The organism is Bradyrhizobium sp. LTSP857, from assembly GCF_000938285.1.
Taxonomy (GTDB): Bacteria; Pseudomonadota; Alphaproteobacteria; order Rhizobiales; family Xanthobacteraceae; genus Bradyrhizobium.
In genome coordinates, this window is sequence record NZ_JYMS01000023.1 from 1 (window position 1) to 17,282 (window position 17,282).

The 17,282-nt window shown below is 65.3% G+C and carries 17 protein-coding genes; 5 read left to right on the forward strand and 12 right to left on the reverse strand.

What is annotated here, in order from left to right:
* Nucleotides 1-99: 99 nt before the first annotated feature.
* Nucleotides 100-1,428: an IS1182-like element ISBrsp9 family transposase gene (locus tag UP06_RS12170; RefSeq protein WP_044999801.1), complete on the forward strand. Its 1,329-nt coding sequence runs from the start codon at nt 100-102 to the stop codon at nt 1,426-1,428.
* Between the two features lie 128 nt (nt 1,429-1,556).
* Here UP06_RS12170 and UP06_RS12175 read toward each other — a convergent pair whose 3' ends face one another.
* Both UP06_RS12175 and aptA read right to left on the reverse strand, forming a co-directional pair.
* Complete coding sequence (locus UP06_RS12175; RefSeq protein ID WP_045002819.1) at nt 1,557-2,822, reverse strand: D-amino acid dehydrogenase; 1,266 nt, start codon at nt 2,820-2,822, stop codon at nt 1,557-1,559.
* 70 nt (nt 2,823-2,892) lie between these two features.
* Nucleotides 2,893-4,221 carry an omega-aminotransferase AptA gene (gene aptA, locus UP06_RS12180; RefSeq protein WP_045002820.1) on the reverse strand — a complete coding sequence of 443 codons (1,329 nt, stop codon included), beginning with the start codon at nt 4,219-4,221 and terminating at the stop codon, nt 2,893-2,895.
* Nucleotides 4,222-4,370: 149 nt separating this feature from the next.
* Here aptA and UP06_RS12185 point away from each other — a divergent pair, with 149 nt between their 5' ends.
* Nucleotides 4,371-4,919 (forward strand): cupin domain-containing protein, encoded by a 549-nt coding sequence (locus tag UP06_RS12185; protein WP_045002821.1) that lies wholly within the window; start codon nt 4,371-4,373, stop codon nt 4,917-4,919.
* Nucleotides 4,920-5,087: 168 nt separating this feature from the next.
* Here the strand turns inward: UP06_RS12185 and UP06_RS40745 are convergent, their stop codons facing one another.
* Nucleotides 5,088-5,297: a hypothetical protein gene (locus UP06_RS40745; RefSeq protein ID WP_045002822.1), complete on the reverse strand. Its 210-nt coding sequence runs from the start codon at nt 5,295-5,297 to the stop codon at nt 5,088-5,090.
* A gap of 35 nt (nt 5,298-5,332) precedes the next feature.
* On the opposite strand from UP06_RS40745, the gene UP06_RS39225 reads away from it, so the two are divergent.
* Nucleotides 5,333-6,901, forward strand: a complete 1,569-nt coding sequence (locus UP06_RS39225; RefSeq protein WP_050031606.1) for a caspase family protein — start codon at nt 5,333-5,335, stop codon at nt 6,899-6,901.
* Nucleotides 6,902-6,914: 13 nt separating this feature from the next.
* Here UP06_RS39225 and UP06_RS12200 read toward each other — a convergent pair whose 3' ends face one another.
* Genes UP06_RS12200 through UP06_RS12210 form a run of 3 tightly spaced genes read right to left on the reverse strand, consistent with a single transcriptional unit; the run spans nt 6,915 to nt 10,718 of the window.
* Nucleotides 6,915-9,176 carry a xanthine dehydrogenase family protein molybdopterin-binding subunit gene (locus tag UP06_RS12200; RefSeq protein WP_045002823.1) on the reverse strand — a complete coding sequence of 754 codons (2,262 nt, stop codon included), beginning with the start codon at nt 9,174-9,176 and terminating at the stop codon, nt 6,915-6,917.
* Nucleotides 9,169-10,224, reverse strand: a complete 1,056-nt coding sequence (locus tag UP06_RS12205; protein WP_045002824.1) for an FAD binding domain-containing protein — start codon at nt 10,222-10,224, stop codon at nt 9,169-9,171. The genes UP06_RS12200 and UP06_RS12205 overlap by 8 nt, the downstream gene beginning before the upstream one ends.
* Nucleotides 10,221-10,718 (reverse strand): (2Fe-2S)-binding protein, encoded by a 498-nt coding sequence (locus UP06_RS12210; RefSeq protein WP_045002825.1) that lies wholly within the window; start codon nt 10,716-10,718, stop codon nt 10,221-10,223. Before UP06_RS12210 ends, UP06_RS12205 begins: the two co-directional genes overlap by 4 nt.
* A 242-nt stretch (nt 10,719-10,960) precedes the next feature.
* Here UP06_RS12210 and UP06_RS12215 point away from each other — a divergent pair, with 242 nt between their 5' ends.
* Together UP06_RS12215 and UP06_RS12220 are read left to right on the forward strand one after the other, a co-directional pair.
* Nucleotides 10,961-11,599, forward strand: a complete 639-nt coding sequence (locus UP06_RS12215) for a TetR/AcrR family transcriptional regulator (protein WP_197087196.1) — start codon at nt 10,961-10,963, stop codon at nt 11,597-11,599.
* Nucleotides 11,600-11,666: 67 nt separating this feature from the next.
* A complete protein-coding gene (locus UP06_RS12220) occupies nt 11,667-12,074 on the forward strand; it encodes a DUF4864 domain-containing protein (protein ID WP_045002827.1) in 408 nt (135 codons plus the stop codon).
* Between the two features lie 18 nt (nt 12,075-12,092).
* Here the strand turns inward: UP06_RS12220 and UP06_RS12225 are convergent, their stop codons facing one another.
* From UP06_RS12225 to UP06_RS12250, 6 genes are read right to left on the reverse strand one after another with little or no spacing between them, the layout of a single operon-like run.
* Nucleotides 12,093-12,941, reverse strand: a complete 849-nt coding sequence (locus UP06_RS12225) for an alpha/beta hydrolase (RefSeq protein WP_045002828.1) — start codon at nt 12,939-12,941, stop codon at nt 12,093-12,095.
* A 2-nt stretch (nt 12,942-12,943) separates the two neighbouring features.
* Entirely contained in the window at nt 12,944-13,657 is a 714-nt protein-coding gene (locus UP06_RS12230) for an ABC transporter ATP-binding protein (protein WP_045002829.1), read from the reverse strand.
* The gene (locus UP06_RS12235; RefSeq protein ID WP_045002830.1) at nt 13,650-14,423 is read right to left on the reverse strand and encodes an ABC transporter ATP-binding protein; all 774 of its coding nucleotides are present in this window, start codon (nt 14,421-14,423) and stop codon (nt 13,650-13,652) included. The genes UP06_RS12230 and UP06_RS12235 overlap by 8 nt, the downstream gene beginning before the upstream one ends.
* On the reverse strand, nt 14,420-15,406 hold the full coding sequence (locus tag UP06_RS12240; protein WP_050031608.1) for a branched-chain amino acid ABC transporter permease: 987 nt from the start codon (nt 15,404-15,406) through the stop codon (nt 14,420-14,422). Before UP06_RS12240 ends, UP06_RS12235 begins: the two co-directional genes overlap by 4 nt.
* Nucleotides 15,407-15,464: 58 nt before the next feature.
* Entirely contained in the window at nt 15,465-16,340 is an 876-nt protein-coding gene (locus UP06_RS12245; RefSeq protein ID WP_045002831.1) for a branched-chain amino acid ABC transporter permease, read from the reverse strand.
* A 5-nt stretch (nt 16,341-16,345) separates the two neighbouring features.
* Nucleotides 16,346-17,269 carry a hypothetical protein gene (locus UP06_RS12250; RefSeq protein ID WP_045002832.1) on the reverse strand — a complete coding sequence of 308 codons (924 nt, stop codon included), beginning with the start codon at nt 17,267-17,269 and terminating at the stop codon, nt 16,346-16,348.
* Between the last annotated feature and the right edge of the window lie 13 nt (nt 17,270-17,282).

Consider the following 17,282-nt stretch of genomic DNA (forward strand, 5'->3'; position numbering starts at 1 on the left):
CCTCAGAGCGTGTGATTTTTTGGCAGCGTGCCAGGTAAATCTGTCCGAATGCCGGTGGCATGTGATTCTCTGGCGATGATGGATTGGCGGGAGGCGAAGATGGCTGCCGATGAATTGTTCGGTGATCTGCCGGCGCAGTCGAAGCCTGAAGCCGACGCGGCGCCGCTCGGCGCGCCACGGCTGCGTGAGCCACAGCGCGACCAGATCGCGTTGCGAGCGGTGGATATCGAGAGCCTGATCGGGGAAGACCATCCGGTGCGCCTGATCTGGTCTTATGTCGAAGAGCTTGATCTGAGTGAGCTGGAGAACCGGATCAAGGCCAGGGGCGACCGCCCCGGTCACCCCGCGACCTCGCCGCGGCTTTTGCTGGCGCTGTGGCTCTCAGCCACCAGCGAGGGCGTCGGCAGCGCGCGAGCATTGGAGCGACTGTGCGAGAGCCACGATGCCTATCGTTGGCTGTGCGGCGGGGTGTCGGTGAACTATCACATGCTGGCGGACTTCCGGGTCGGTTGCGCCGACCTGCTGGACCGGCTGCTCAGCGAGCATCTGGCGGCGCTGGCGAAGGCTGGTCTCGTCAATCTGGCGACACTGGCGCAGGACGGGGTGCGGGTCCGGGCCAGCGCGGGAGCCGCCTCGTTCCGGCGCGAGGCGACACTCGAGCGGCATCTGGCCCTGGCTGGGACGGTGGTGGAAGACCTCAAGCGCGAAGTCGACGTGCGCTCTGACGCCAGCAATCAGCGCGCCCGGGCAGCCAAGGAGCGAGCCGCGCAGGAACGCAGCGCGCGCGTGAAAGCGGCGCAGGCGGCGCTTGCCGAGATCAAGCAGCAGCGCAAGGAACGCGAGAGCAAGCAAGGCAATGGCAAGACGCCGAAGGAGCCGCGCGCGTCGACGACGGACGCCGATGCACGGGTCATGAAGATGGCGGATGGCGGCTTCCGCCCAGCCTACAACGTGCAGGTGACGAGTGCGGCCGGCGAGCAGTTCGTCACTGACGTTAAGGTATGCAACACGGGGTCCGACCGCGGGCTGATGCGGCCCATGCTGGAGCGGCAGCGCACGCGCCCTGGCGGCCTGCCCAAAGACCATCTCGTCGATGGCGGCTTTGGCAGCGCGGAAGACATCGAGTGGGCGCATGCCGAGGGCATAGAGGTTTTTTGCCCGCCCACTCAATCCAAGCACGGCACCGACCCCTACCTGCCGCGACGCGGCGACGGCGCGGGGGTACTGGCTTGGCGTGCGCGGATGGCGAGCAAAGAGGGCAAGGCCCGGTACAAGCCCCGTTCGATATGCGAGTGCATCCATGCCCGCTGGCGCAACTGGAACCTACGGCAATTGACCGTGCGCGGGATCGAAAAGGTCCGCGCCGTCGTGCTCTGGTACGCCCTCACCAACAACATCCTGCAAGGCAACCGCCTCCGCAGCGCATAAACGAGAGCTCATCGACGAACTCAGACCCGCCATTTACCGCGACAGGAAACTCCACTCCGTTCCGAACAAGTAAAAGCGTCACAAGCTCTCAGGGTGACGGTGATGGAGTGGCCGGCGCGGAGAGATCTTCACCCGAACCGGTGTTCGTACCGATCCACCGTCAGCGCACTCACATCTACATCCGGCTTCTTGCCTGACAGCATGTCCGCAAGCACCCGTCCGGAGCCGCAGGACATGGTCCAGCCGAGCGTGCCGTGACCGGTGTTGAGGTGTAGATTGGCGTATTTGGTCGGGCCGATCACGGGCGGGCCGTCCGGCGTCATCGGGCGCAGGCCGCTCCAGAACGTCGCCTTGGCGAGATCGCCGCCGCGCGGGAACAGATCGGTCAGGGAGTGATCGAGCGTGGCGCGACGGGCGTCATAGAGCTTGGTCGAGAAGCCGGAGATTTCGGCGGTGCCGCCGACGCGGATGCGATTGCCGAGACGGGTGATCGCGACCTTGTAGCTCTCGTCCATCACCGTCGATTCCGGCGCGCCGGAGGCGTCCTTGATCGGCACCGTGATCGAATAGCCCTTCACCGGATAGACCGGCAGCGAAATGCCGAGCGGCGCGACGAGCCGCGACGACCAGCTTCCGAGCGCGAGGACGTAAGCGTCTGCCTGCAACATGCCGGCGCTGGTTGCGACACCGCTGACGCGCGCGCCGTCGGCGACGATACGATCGATGCCGGTGTTGAACACGAAGCGCACGCCGAGCGCCTCGGCATGCTTGGCCAGCGCCTGCGTGAACATGTGGCAGTCGCCGGTTTCGTCCTGCGGCAAACGCAGTCCGCCGGCGAATTTCTCCTTCACGCCCGCAAGCGCCGGCTCGACTGCGATGCAGCCCTCACGGCTCAGCACCTCGTAAGGCACGCCATATTGCTTGAGCACGGCGATGTCTTCGCCGGTGCCGTCGAGCTGGGCCTGGTAGCGGAACAGCTGGAGCGTGCCTTGCGAGCGCTCGTCATATTGAATGCCGATGTCGCGGCGCAGATCGCGCAGGCAATCACGGCTATACTCCGCGATCGGGATCATCCGGCTCTTATTGATCGCGTAGCGCGCGCTGGTGCAGTTGCGCAGCATCTTGGTGAGCCAGACCCACATCACGGGATCGAGCTTCGGCCGGATCACCAGCGGGCCGTGCTTCATCAGAAGCCATTTGATCGCCTTCACCGGCACGCCGGGGCCGGCCCAGGGCGAGGAATAGCCGGGCGACACCTCGCCGGCATTGGCGAAAGAGGTCTCCAGCGCCGGCTCCGGCTGACGGTCGACGACTGTCACCTCATGGCCGGCACGCGCGAGGTAGTAGGCAGAGGTGACACCGATGACACCGCTGCCGAGGATCAGAACTTTCACGCTTCGTCAAACTCCCGCGGCATCACGCTCGCCGCTGCAAGAACAAACTCCGCAACGGCGAGAGCAATTATCAGGCCACCCGCTTGATGGCGTCCCCGAGAATCGACACGATGTCGTCGATGTGGCTCTTCTCGACGATGAGGGGCGGCGACAGCGCGAAGGAATCGCCGCTCATGCGGAAGTACAGCCCGCGGTTGAAGCAGTCGACCATGACGTCGTAGCCACGCGCACCGACCGTGCCGTCACGCGACGACAGTTCGACCGCGCCCATCAGGCCGCAATTGCGGATATCGACGACGTTGGGCAAGCCCTTGAGCGAATGCAACGCATCGCCCCAGTACTCGGCGATCGACGCACCGCGTGTGAGCAGACCCTCGTCCTTGTAGATGTCGAGCGTCGCGATGCCCGCGGCACAGGCGATCGGATGCGCCGAATAGGTGTAGCCGTGGAACAGCTCCATCTGGTTCTCCGGGCCGACCATCAGGCCGTCGTGCACCTTACGGCTCGCAAACACTGCGCCGCAGGGCACTGTGCCGTTGGTGATGCCCTTGGCCGTCGTCATCAGGTCCGGCGTGACGCCGAAGAAATCGGCGGCGAACGGCGTGCCGAGACGGCCGAAGCCGGTGATGACCTCGTCGAAGATCAGGAGGATGCCGTGCTTGTCGCAGATCTCGCGCAGGCGCTTCAGATAACCCTTCGGCGGCGGCAGCACCGCGGTCGAACCCGGCACCGGCTCGACGATGACGGCAGCGATCGTCTCAGCGCCGTGCAGAGCGACGAGACGCTCAAGATCGTCGGCGAGCTCAGCGCCGTGCTCGGGCTGATCCTTGGCGAAGGCGTTGCGGGTGAGATCATGGGTGTGGCGGATATGGTCGACGCCCGGAAGGAGGGTCGCGAAGGCACGGCGGTTGGCGACCATGCCGCCGACCGAGGTGCCGCCGAAGCCGACGCCGTGATAGCCGCGCTCGCGGCCGATCAGGCGGGTGCGGGACGCTTGGCCGTTGGCCCGATGATAGGCGAGCGCGATCTTCAGCGCGGTATCGACCGACTCGGAGCCGGAGTTGGTGAAGAAGATCCGGTCGAGGCCCTTTGGCGCGATCTCGGCGAGGCGCTCGGCGAAATCGAACGCCAGCGGATGGCCCATCTGGAACGAGGGCGCGAAATCCAGCGTCATCAGCTGCCGCTCAACTGCGGCGGCGATCTGCTTGCGACCGTGGCCGGCATTGACGCACCAGAGGCCGGCGGAGCCGTCGATCACCTTGCGGCCGTCGACGGTGGTGTAATGCATGCCCTCGGCCGAGGAGAACAGGCGCGGCGCCTTCTTGAACTGCCGGTTGGCCGTGAACGGCATCCAGAACGAATCGGTCTTGATGGTGTTCGGAATCTGATGAAGGGTCACAGGCCACGCTCCTTTGCTGACGGGATACCAGAGCCACGGCTTCGATAGCGCAACAAGTCCTTTTCTGGTGAGCTGCAAGCCATTGATTTAACTAGGGCTGCCGGTCCATATTTGCGCGATCCGCAACACCTGCAACAGGGACCAGGGGTATGAGCGTCGATATCGGTGGACGGCTGCGATTCATCCGGGCGCGCCAGAAGCTGTCGCAGCGGGCGCTCGCCAAGCGCGCCGGCGTCACCAACTCGACGATTTCGCTGATCGAATCCAACCAGATGAACCCGTCGGTCGGCGCGCTCAAGCGCATCCTCGACGGCATCCCGATGGGGCTCGCCGAGTTCTTCGCGCTGGAGCCCGAGACACGGCGCAAAATCTTCTACCGGTCGGAGGAGCTGACCGAGGTCGGCAAGAAGCCGATCTCCTATCGCCAGATCGGCGACAATTTGTTCGGCCGCAACTTGCAGATTTTGAAGGAGCGTTACGAACCCGGCAGCGACACCGGGCGCGTGCACCTCGTCCATGACGGCGAGGAAGGCGGCATCGTGATCTCGGGCAAGCTCGAAGTCACCGTCGAGGACGAGCGGCGCATCCTCAATGCGGGCGATGCCTATTATTTCGAAAGCCGCCGACCGCATCGCTTCCGTTGTGTTGGCGGCAAGCCCTGCGAAGTGATCTCGGCCTGCACGCCGCCGACGTTCTGAAGCGCGTCAAAATTATCCGGAATCCTACGGAGTGCCCCGGTGTCTTACGGAGCTTGAGGCATCTCAATTTTCGCAGCCCGATCCTCTATATCTTGCGAGCCGTAGCCGAGCAGCCTGGCGCTGAGGTTCCGAGGCCGCTTCGAAACAGAGCTCGCGATGAGGACCACTCTAGCCAATGCAGAAGCCGCGCTCGACGAAGTTCAGCGCGATGCCCACAAGCTCCGCTCGCAAGAGCTGCGCGAGGCTATCGAAAAATGTATCGAAGAACAGAGGCAGCAGATCAAGGCGCTCCGCCGGATGATGAATTAACGCGGCTGCCGGATTGACACCGGACGCGTTCCCGGCCACCTGAACCGAAGCGACGCCGTAGGCGACCAAGATCCAGAACGTCCCGCCCCGCGGAGTGCATCACCATGGCGAGCCGTACCGGCATCATTGCGCGCCTGATCGGCGCGCTGCTCCTGCTATGCGTCGCCACCACAGCGCAGGCCGAGAAGCGCGTCGCGCTGGTGGTCGGCAATTCCGCCTATCAGACGGTGGCCAAGCTGCCCAATTCCGCGGCCGACGCCCGGCTGATGTCGGATACGCTGCTCTCGCTCGGCTTCTTCGTGGTCGGCGGCGGTGCCCAGGTTGATATCGACAAGGCGGGCTTCGACCGTGCGCTGCAAGCCTTCAGCCAGGAACTGATCGGTGCTGACGTGGCGCTGTTCTACTTTGCCGGCCACGGGGTCGAAACGCACGGCCTCAATTACATCGTGCCTGTCGATGCCCATCCGGCGGACGAAGGCGATGTGTTCGTGCAGGGGGTCGGCCTTGCCGGCGTGCTCGATCAGATGGAGAAATCCGGCGCCAAGATCAATTTGATGCTGCTCGATGCCTGCCGCAACAATCCATTCGTCGGACATGGCCTTCGCAACGCTGCCGGCGGACTGGCCCAGATGCAGGCCCCGCCGGGCACGCTCATTTCATTCGCCACACAGCCCCGCAGCGTGGCGCTCGACGGCGACAACGGTCACAGTCCCTATACACGTGCCCTGGCTGACGCCATGCAGCACCAGGGCTACGGGCTGTTCAGGACTTTCAACGAGATGGGATTGGCGGTGGAGAAGGCTACCCACGGTCAACAATTGCCGTGGGTCGCTTCGTCGCCGATCGCAACCAGCTTCTACTTCGCCGGCAAACCTGTGCCGCCTGCGCCGATACAGGCTGCGCTAACGACGCCGACCGCCGTGTCGCCGGCGCCACTGCCAGACACGATGTCGCGTCGTGATCTGGTTACCGACTGCGATCGTCTCGCAGGCATGCCTGATGACGCACTTGGTGCTGCGGGCGTTCCGGGCGTCGCGTTCGAGAAGATCAAGGCGACTGAAGCCACCGCCGCCTGCAATGACGCCATGCAGCGCTATCCGGAGGTGGCGCGATTCGCCTACGAGGCCGGCCGAGCCGCCACCGCCCGCAAGGACTATTCGGAAGCGCTTCGTTTGTACGGGAAGGCTGCGGACGCAGGCTATCCGACAGCGATGCACAATATCGGCGTGCTTTACGCGACCGGCGAAGGCGTCAAGAAGGACGACGCCGAGGCCGCGCGCTGGTACAAGAAAGCATCGGACGCCGGCGATCCCTTCGGCATGCTGGAACTCGGCTGGCTCTACGCTTTCGGAGAAGGCAGCGCCAGGAATTGCCCCGAAGCCATCCGGCTCAACGAGGCCGCGGTCAAGGCCGGCGTCGCGGCGGCGATGAACAATCTCGGCTTGCTCTATGTCCGGGGTCGCTGTGTCGAGCGGGACTACGCGGCGGCGCGCCGGCTTTTCGAGCAGGGGGTTGCATTGAACGACGACGCCTCCTTGAACAGCCTTGGCTCGATGTACAACGAGGCCCAAGGCGTGCCGCGCAACGCACGGCTCGCCCGGGAATTGTTCGAGAGGTCAGCCGCGCAGGGCTATGCACTCGCCCGGCAGAACCTGCGCAACATGCGCCGCTAGCGGCGCAGCCTCGTCAGAGCTGGGTCAGCAGCTCCTCGATCCGAATCGGGAAACGACGCACCCGCACGCCTGTCGCGTGCCAGACGGCATTGGCGACCGCGCCTGCGCTGCCGGTGATGCCGATCTCGCCGACGCCCTTGATGCCGAGCGCATTCACATGCGGATCGTGCTCCTCGACCGTGATGACGTCGAGCGGCGGCACGTCGGCATTCACGGGGATGTGGTACTCGCCGAGATTGGCATTCATGATCCGCCCGCTGCGGCGATCGGTGATGGCCTCCTCATGCAGCGCGAACGAGATGCCCCAGATCATGCCGCCGAACAGCTGGCTCTTCACCAGATGCGGGTTGACGATGCGCCCCGCGGCGAAGGCACCGACCATGCGCGTGACGCGGATCTGGCCGAGATCAGGATCGACCTTCACTTCCGCGAACACCGCGCCATGCGCGTGCATCGCGTATTCTTCCATCGCCGCAGGGTTCGGCGCACCGGTGCCGCGCGCCTCGACTTCGGCGACCCCGGCGCGCGCGAGAATTTCGGAATAGCTCTCACCGCGGCTTTCATCGTCACGCCGGAACAGCTTTCCGTCGCGCGCAATGACGCCGGCATTACCGGCGCCGAACAGCGGCGAGCGCTCGTCAGAGGTGGTGAGGTCGGCGAGTTTGGCAATCACGGCCGCTCCAGCGCTGTGAATCGCAGCACCCGCTGTCGCCGTGTGCGCCGAGCCGCCGGCGATGCCGGCATCGGGCAAATCCGATGTTCCCGCCTTGAACGCGACGCGATCGATGTCGAGCCCGAGGCCATCGGCAGCGATCTGGGCCAGCGCCGTCCACGCGCCCTGCCCCATGTCATGCGCGCCGATCTCCATGGCGCCGGAGCCGTCACGCCGGATCACCGCACGTGCCGCAGCCTGGAACATCAGCGCCGGAAATGTCGCGGTGCCCATGCCCCAGCCGACCAGCAAGCCGGCATCGTCGCGCATCTGCCGCGGCTGGAGCGGACGCTTCGCCCAGCCGAAGCGCGCCGCGCCCTGTTCGTAGCAAGCGCGCAGCGCCTTGGAGGAGAACGGCTTTCCGGTGATCGGCTCGACCTCGGCGTAGTTCTTGAGGCGGAAGGCGAGCGGATCGATGCCGCAGGCCCAGGCCATTTCATCGATGGCGCTTTCCAGTGCGATCGAACCGGTCGCCTCGCCAGGTGCCCGCATGAACAGCGGCGTGCCGGTATTGACGCGCACGGCATCATGCGACGTGCGGATCGCAGGTGCCGCATAGAGCGTGTGCGAGGCATCGGCCGCAGGCTCATAGAAATCATCGAACGTGCTCGACACGGTTCTCGCATGGTGATCGAGCGCAGTCAGGCGTCCCTCGCCATCGGCACCGATGCGCAGCCGCTGACGCGTCGGCGCGCGATGGCCGACTGGGCCATACATCTGCTCACGGCGCAGCACGAGCTTCACGGGTCGACCGACGAGCTTGGCGGCCATGATGCCGAGGGTCGGCGGGCCGGACATCAGCCCCTTGGAGCCGAAACCGCCGCCAAGGAAGGGACTACGGATGTGGATCTTGTCCGGCGCAATGCCGAACAGTTCGGCGATGCGCCCAAGCGACAGCATCAGGCCCTGGGTCGGCATGTCGACCGACAGATTGTCGCCGTCCCACGACGCGACGATCGCATGCGGCTCCATGGCGTTGTGATATTGCGGCGGCGTTTCGTAAACCGCGTCGATCTGTTTCTCGGCCGAGGCAAGGCCCGCCTCGACATCGCCGCGGTGATTTTCCGTCGGGTTGCCGACACCGACGACCGGCGGCACGAAACTTTTGCCGGCATCGAGGCCGACAAGCGGGGGCAGCGTCTCATAGCGCGGCGCCAGCAGCACAGCACCTTCGGTCGCCGCCTCCAGCGTTTCAGCGATGACGACGGCGATCGGCTGGTTGGCGTAGCGGACTTCGTCGCTCTGCAACACCTCCATCCGGAACACGAATGGATTGGTCTTGATCTCGGGGTCGATTGCGAGCGGCGGCTTGTGGCTCGATGTCATGACATCGACCACGCCGGGATGGCGCTTGGCGGCTGCGACATTGAGCGAGGTCACACGGCCGCGCGCGATGCTGGAGACGGCCATCACCGCAAACAGCATGCCGGGCGGGTGATTGTCGGCAGCGTAGGTCGCCTGCCCCTTGACCTTGAGCACGCCGTCGCGGCGGGTCAGGGGCTGGCCGATGCTCGAGCCGTGCCGCAGATGAGCGGGAGCGCTGGTGAGATTGAGCTCAGACATGGATAGCTCCGGAGATGGAGGCAAAGGGTGAAGCCGGCAGCGCCGGCAGGCGCACGGGCGTGCCAGCGGCGGCCAGTGTCAGCGCGCGCACGACGATGCGGCGCGCGAGCTCGATCTTGAAGGCGTTGTCGCCGGACGGCTTTGCGTCCGAGAGCGCGCGCCAGGCGGCTTCCTGGAAGGCGTCCGCCGTCGGTGCGACGCCCTTGAGCACGTCTTCCGTGGCGCGGGCACGCCAGGGCTTTGCGGCGACGCCGCCAAGCGCAAGCCGCGCCTCCGTGATCTTGCCGTTCTCGATCTGCAAAGCGGCCGCAGCCGAGACGACGGCAAAGGCATAGGAGGTCCGCTCGCGAACCTTGAGGTAGCGCGCATGTGCCGCGAAGCCACGTGCCGCGGCCGGCAGACGCACAGCGACGATGAGGTCGCCGGGTTCGAGCGCCGAGTCACGCTCGGGCGTATCGCCGGGCAAACGATGAAGCGCATCGAGCGCGATCTCGCGCCGGCCGTTCCTGCCCTCGATCTCGACGATGGCGTCAAGCGCAACCAGCGGCACACAGAAGTCGGAGGGATTCGTGGCGATGCAGCTTTCGCTCCAGCCGAGCACCGCGTGGGTCCGGTTCTCGCCGTCGCGGGCGTCGCAGCCACTGCCGGCCTCGCGTTTGTTGCAGCTGCTGGCGGTGTCATAGAAATAAGCGCAGCGCGTCCGCTGCAGGAGATTGCCACCGACTGTCGCGGCATTGCGCAGTTGCGCTGATGCGCCGGAGAGAAGCGCTTCAGCGACAGCGGGATAAGACTTTGCGAATTTGGCATCATGCGCAAGATCAGCGTTGCTCACCAGCGCACCAATACGCAACGACCCATCGGCGAGATGCTCGATCTGGTCGAGCCCTTCGAGATGCGTGACATCGACCAGGCGATCCGGACGGCTGACGCCGCCCTTCATCAGATCGAGCAGATTGGTGCCGGCGGCGAGATAGGCGGTACCCGGCTGGGCGGCCGCAGCAACGGCCTCTGCGACCGTGGCGGGCCTGACATATTCGAACTGTTTCATGCGGAGCGCCTCTGATTGGTTTCGTCGGCACCGGCCTGAGCCTCGAGCACGGCATCGACGATGCCGGCATAGGCGCCGCAACGGCAGAGATTGCCGCTCATGCATTCCCGGATGCGCTCGGGATCGTTGCCGGCCTGGGCTTCCTGCATCATGCCGATCGCACTCATGATCTGGCCGGGCGTGCAGAAGCCGCACTGAAATCCGTCATGGGCGATGAAGGCGGCCTGGACCGGGTGAAGCTGGTCGCCGCGCGCGACGCCTTCGATGGTGAGGATGTCGGCGCCATCATGACTGATGGCGAGCGCGAGGCAGGAATTGATACGCTTGCCGTCGACGAGAACGGTGCAAGCGCCGCATTGGCCGCGGTCGCATCCCTTCTTGGTTCCGGTCAGATGGAAGCGCTCACGCAGGAGATCGAGCAGCGTCACGCGTGGATCGTCGAGGACGAAGTCGCGCCGCGCACCGTTCACGGTGAGGCTGATGGAGTGGTTCATATAAGGCTCCGATCAGATATGGACATGTGTGATCGCGCAGCGCACCACCTCCGTGGCCGCCGTCGATTCTAGCGCCGCCCGGACACAATCCGGGCCAGCACCTCTGCGAAGATACGGAGGCACCCTCCGCTTAACAAGGGCTGCCCAAAAATATTTGGAATTCGTCAAAAGCCCGTGCGCAGACAACGCGGTGCAGCCCTGCAAGGGTTCAATCTAACCAATTCGTGATCTACATTGTCGGCATGGACGACCACACCGACCAGATCCGCAAACCTCGCGCCGACGCCGTGCGCAATCGCGAGCGCGTGCTCGAAGCGGCCAAGGCTGTGTTCAACGCGGGCGGCCCGGAGGCAAGCCTGGAGGCCGTCGCGAAACGCGCCGGCGTCGGCATCGGCACGCTCTATCGGCATTTTCCGACCCGCGAGGATTTGTTCGAGGCGGTGTACCGGCGCGAGGTCGAGCAGCTCAGCGAGCTTGCCGAGCAGCTGAAGAATGCGAAGGATCCGGTCGATGCGCTGCGGCGCTGGCTGCGTTCCAATGTCGAATTCGTTGCCACGAAAAAGGGCATGTCGGCAGCACTGGCGCTGACATTCCAGAGCTCGTCGGAACTCGCGGCGTTCTCGATGGACCGCCTGACCAAGGCGATCGGGTCGCTGCTCGATCGTGCGGTCGCGGCAGGCCAGATGCGCGGCGATGTCAGCCCGGAGGACCTGCTGCGGGCGCTCGTTGGCATGTGCTACATGCACGACCAGCCCGGCTGGCAATCCTCGGTGCTGCGGATGCTCGATGTATTCGTCGACGGCCTGCGCGTGCAGGCGGGTGTCAAGGTTAAGGCGCGCGCCGCCAAGCCGGCGAAGACGGCGACCAAGCGGAAGCGATAGCGCGTCCCACATCTTCCCGAAGTCGTGCTAGGATCATCTCCGCCGGGATACCAACGCGGAGCCAGCTATGCGCATTGCCGCCTTGCTCGTCATTCTCAGTATTGCTTGCAGTCCCATCTCGGCGCGCGCCGACGATGTCGCGACAGCGCAGGGCGTGATCCGCGCCCAGGAGCAGGCCTTCGGCCACGACGATGCGGCGACCGCTTATTCTTACGCCGCACCGGCGGTCAAGCAGATCTTCCCCGCCCCCGACATCTTCATGTCGATGGTGCAGAACGGCTACGCTCCGGTCTACCGCCACAAGAGCTTTGAGTTCGGCGACAGCAAGACCGAGGGCAGCGCGATTGCCCAACGTGTCCACATCATCGATGCCAATGGCGAGGCCTGGGAAGCGCTCTACACGCTCGAGCAACAGAGCGACGGCGGCTACAAGATCACCGGCTGCTCGCTGTTGAAGGCGGGACAGGCGGTCTGAGTGGACATTGCCCGTTCGTCAGGCAACCATCGCTGTCACGGCGCGCAGCACTGTCCCGCCGGCTTCCGCGATCCTGTCGAGCACCGTGAAGTGATTGCTTCCGGGGATCTCGCAATAGCCGGCTTCGCCGCCCTGCTTGTGCCACTCGGAGACTAAATCAGAGGTCCAGTGCTTGAATCCGCCAGTCTCGTCGCCACCGACGGCGCCGAGCAGCGGTACGAGGTTCGCGCCCTTCGGCAGGCGGTGAACCCGCAACAACGGACTCAGATCCGCGGCCTCATCGGGCGACAGTGTCAGGTCGCGGTTGATCGAGGTCTTGAGCAGCGGACGCAAATCGAAGGCACCGCTGACGCCGACCAGGCCGACAATGCGTCCCTGCCCGCTGACCGCCTGATCCAGCGCGAGCATCGCCGCCAACTGACCGCCGGCGGAGTGACCGGAGACGACCACGCGGGTGGGCTTCAGATGGGTCAGCGTCCAGGCAAGGGCCGCGCGGATCTGCTCAACGATGCCGCTGACGCTCACGGCCGGCACCAGATCGTAGGTCGGCATCACCACGGTCATCCCGGAGTTTCGGTAATGTTCGGCGACGAAGGAGACGTAGGACTTGTCCAGCGCGCGCCAATAGCCTCCATGGATGAAGAAGAGCACCGGCGCGCCCTCGCCCGCCGGGAACACGTCCAGCAGGCATCGCGGTCCGGCGCCATAGCGAATGTCCAGGCGGCAATTGCCCGCCGCGCGCAGTGCGGCGCTCCGCCGCTGGTGATCGCGATAGATCTCGTCGCGCTCGGGATGGCGCTTGCGGAGCGCATATTGCGCTTCCAGCCCGTCATCGATGGCTTGCAGGATTTCACTTCCAGAATGCATGATCAAAGTCCGAGATAGGCAGTGCGTACGATCGGGTCGTGCGCAAGCGAGGTGCTTTCCGCCTCGCGCACGATCTCGCCTTCCGCGATCACGTAGCCCCAGGCGGCGCTTTGCAGCGCCATGTTGGCGTTCTGCTCGGCGAGCAGGATCGAGATGCCCTGCTGATTGAGCCGCCGGATGATGGCGAAGATATCCTGCACGACGCGTGGCGCGAGACCCATGGACGGCTCGTCGAGCAACAGCAGGCGCGGCCGCGACATCAGCGCGCGTCCGATCGCGAGCATCTGCTGCTCGCCGCCGGACAGCAGCCCCGCCGGCTGGTTCAGCCGTTCGCGCAGCCGCGGAAACATGTCGAACACCGCGTCCATGTCGGCTTCGACCCTGCGGTCGCGACGGGGCCACAGGCGGCGGAACGCACCCATCTCGAGATTCTCGCGCACGCTCATCGGCGCAAAGACGCGTCGGCCCTCCGGCACCAGCGTCACGCCGAAATCAAGCCGCGCCGAGGCCGACCGTCCGGCAATGTCGTTGCCTTCGACCAGGATACGTCCGCTGCTTGGCCGCAACAGCCCGGCCAGGCAGCGCAGCAACGTGGTCTTGCCGGCGCCGTTCGCGCCGATCAGGCAGACCGACTGGCCCGCCGCCACCCGCAGCGAAATCCTGTGCAGCACGGAGACATGGCCGTAGCCCGCCGAAAGCGCGTCGACCTCAAGCATGCTCGGCCTCCCCGAGATAGGCCGCCAGCACGTCGGGATGGCGGCGCACGCTGTCGGCATCGCCCTCGGCGATCCGCATGCCGTTGTTAAGTACCAGGATGTCGTGCGAGAGCGACATCACCATGCGCATGTTGTGCTCGACCAGCAGCACCGTCATGCCGTCCCGGTTCAGGGCGGAGATGATCTTGCCGATATGCTCGGCTTCCGCTTGCGGCAAGCCGGCGGCGGGTTCATCGAGCAGCAGCAGCCGCGGCTCGCTTGCGAGCGCACGCGCCAACTCCAGCACCTTCATCTGGCCAAAGCCGAGATCGCCGGCAACAACATCCGCCTTGCCGTCGAGCTCGAAACGCGCCAGCAGCTCAAGCGCCGCATCCGCCATCGCCCGATTCTCTGCGCGCAGCGACGGACCGTGCAGCAGCGCGCCGATCACCCCCGCGCGGCCGTGCATATGCCGCCCGGTCATGACATTCTCGAGCACAGTCATTTCGCGGAAGATCTGGAGATTCTGGAAGGTACGGGCGATGCCGAGCCTGGCGCGACGAAATGTCGGCATGGCGTCGATACGAACGCCATCGAAGAAGATTTGGCCCGAGGTCGGGCGGGTCACGCCGGCGATCATGTTGAACAGCGTGCTCTTGCCGGCCCCGTTCGGCCCGATCACCGCCTTGATCTCGCCGGGACGAACCTCGAAGCTCAGATCGGCGACGGCACGCAGCCCGTCGAAATAACAGTTCAGCGCTTCGGTGCGGAGCAGGGGCGCGGTCATGAACGCCTCCTTGCGAGCCAACGGCGCAGGATCGCCGGCAAGCCCGCGATCCCGGTGGGCGACGCGATCAGCACGACCAGCATCGCGAAACCGAACAGCATCAGCTCGGCGTCTTCATATTCGAGCAGAAGCGGCGGCACGGCGGTGAAGATCAATGCGCCGAACAGCGGTCCCCAATAGAGTCCGCTGCCGCCGATCGCAACCATCACCACCAGCAGGATGGAGTTGGAGACGCTGAATGTCTCCGGTGATGCGAATTGGTTGACATGGACATAGAGGCTGCCGGCGATCCCGGCCATGCCGGCGGAGAGCACGAAGACCAGAAGCTTGGTTCTGAAGCTGTCGATGCCAACGGCATCCGCACCCAGCTCGTTGGTCGCGACCGCTCGCAGCGCGCGGCCGGTGCCCGAGCGCAGCAGGTTGAGGATGGCAAGCATGACCAGCAGCGACACCAGCCAGAGCAGCGGAAACTGGCGCGCGTCGGTGTCGAGCGCGAAGCGGCCGAACGCAAAGGGGCGGACGCCCAACAGGCCGTTGGGACCGCCGGTCAGGTCGATCAGCCGGTTGAACATCACCACCAGAATGGCGTTCCAGCCGAGCGTTGCCATCGACAGATAGAGCCCGCGCAGGCGCAGTGCCGGAATGCCGATGAGCAGCGCCGCGAGCCCCGTCAGCAGTGCCGCCGCCGGCAGGCCAATCCAGGCGCCCAGTCCGAACTTCACGCCGAGCACACCGCTCACATAGGCGCCGAGCCCGTAGAAGCCGGCATGCCCGAGCGAGATCTGTCCGCCATAGCCCATCAGGAGATTCAGGCTCGCGATCAGGATGAGATTGATCAGCATCATGTTGGCGAGCGAGACGAAGTAGGCATTCGGTGCCGCGAACGGCACCACCAGCATCGTGAGCCACACGATCAGCAAAAGCCGGTGATCCGACAGGATCGCAGCCGTCCGGCCCGGCGACCGGAGCTGCGGTCGGGACACCGCCTCCACCGGAGGCGATGATAACGAATCGGATTTCGCGCGAGCCAGGACCATCCGGTCAGACCTTGATCACGTCGGCACGGCCGAGCAGGCCCGACGGACGCGCGAACAGGATGAGAAGCAGCACCGTAAAGGCGATCGCGTCCTTGAAATCGGAGGAGACATAGAAGCTGCCGAACGCCTCGAGGAGGCCGAGCGCGAGCCCGCCGACAACGGCGCCCGGCAGGCTACCGACACCACCGAGCATCGCTGCGCTAAAACCCTTGAAGCCGAACATGGCGCCTTGGTCGTAGGAGGACAGCGTCAGCGGCGTGATGATGGCGCCGGCGAGCGCGCCGGCAAAGGCGGCGATCGCGAACGAGAGCATCACCGTGGTCTCGACGCGCACCCCGACGATGGCCGCCGCGTCGCGATCGGCGGCCGCCGCACGCAGCGCCTTGCCGAGCATACTGCGCTCGAAGAACAGATGCATCGCGAGCAGGAAGGCGAGCGTCAGACCGATGATCCACAGCGTCTGGGTCTGCACCGCGACGCCGCCCAGGACCAGCGTCGACACCTGCGAAAAGCCGGGATAGCCGACCGGCTTCTTGCCGAGCACCAGCATGACCAGGCTGCGCGTGCAGATCGCGAGCCCGATGCTGACGAGCGTGATCAAGAGCGTATTCGGCCGCCGCAGCGGCCAGATCACCAATCGTTCCGATGCGATACCGGCCATGATGACGATCACCACCGCGAGGGCGCAGGCCAGCCCGATATTGCTCGTCGCCGCAAACAGCAACGCCGAGATCATCCCGCCCATCACCACCCATTCACCCTGAGCGAAGTTCATCGCACCCGTGCTCTTGAACACGACGTTGAAGCCGAGGGCGATGAGCGCATAGATACTGCCGGTACCAACGCCTGCGACCAGCAACTGAAGGATGGTCGTCGTCATGGCGCTCAGAACGTCCGCATGCGGTTGGATTCGAACAGGGGCAGGACGACCCCGAGTTCGGCAAGCTTGGCCCGCGCATTCGCGGTGTAGGTTACCAGCGTATCCTCCTCCGCCGCACGCGGCGCACCGCCAAGGCCCGCGGACGCCGTCAATGCATCGGCCTCGGCCTCGACGGCGGCATGCTCGGGCGCGAGCCACGGGCAATGATAGCCCTTCAGTTCGGTCTCGCGCACATGCGCGGCCAGTTCGTCGGCGATGAGCGCACGGTCCTTGGAGCTCCAATGCGGCGCGCGTGAATCGAGATAGAGCCAGCCGAACGCAGCGTGGCGCTCCTTGTCGGCGATGACCCGATCGAGCACGGACTTGATGGTGGGGTTGCTCGCGCAGGCGCGCCAGGTGCGGCAAAGCTCGAGTTCGAGGCCGTCCTCGAATGCCGCGAATGCGGCCACGTAACTGTCGAGGTTCTGGTTCGCGTCCATCGCGCGCCGGTGCAGATTGCGGTTGAATGTTGCTTCGTAAGCGCGGTCGGCCGGCGCGGCGATCCGGCCGCCGAACGCCTCGGCGAGCCGGTCGAAACACTCGACATGCCAGGCTTCCTCTGTGTTGCGGACCGTAAGATAGAATTTTGGATCGACCTCGCGGCCGACCTCCATGCAAAAGCGCATGAGGAGCGCGGGCGTCTCGGTAAGACCGGTCGCCTCGGCCCAGAGCCTGCGGCTCCAGGTACGCCGCGCGGCCTGCTGCACCGGCTCGTCATATTGCGCGGGATCGAGCGCTTTCCAGTCGACGTCGCGATGCGGATTCCAGCGGCCGGCTTTGCCGGTGTCGTAGAGCTCCCGGATCTCTGGGAGCGTCACGTTCAGCTCGAGCGGGAAACGCCGCTCGATCAACAGGCGCGACGGCGGCAAGGTCGGCTTGACCTGATGCATGGCCCTCTGCACG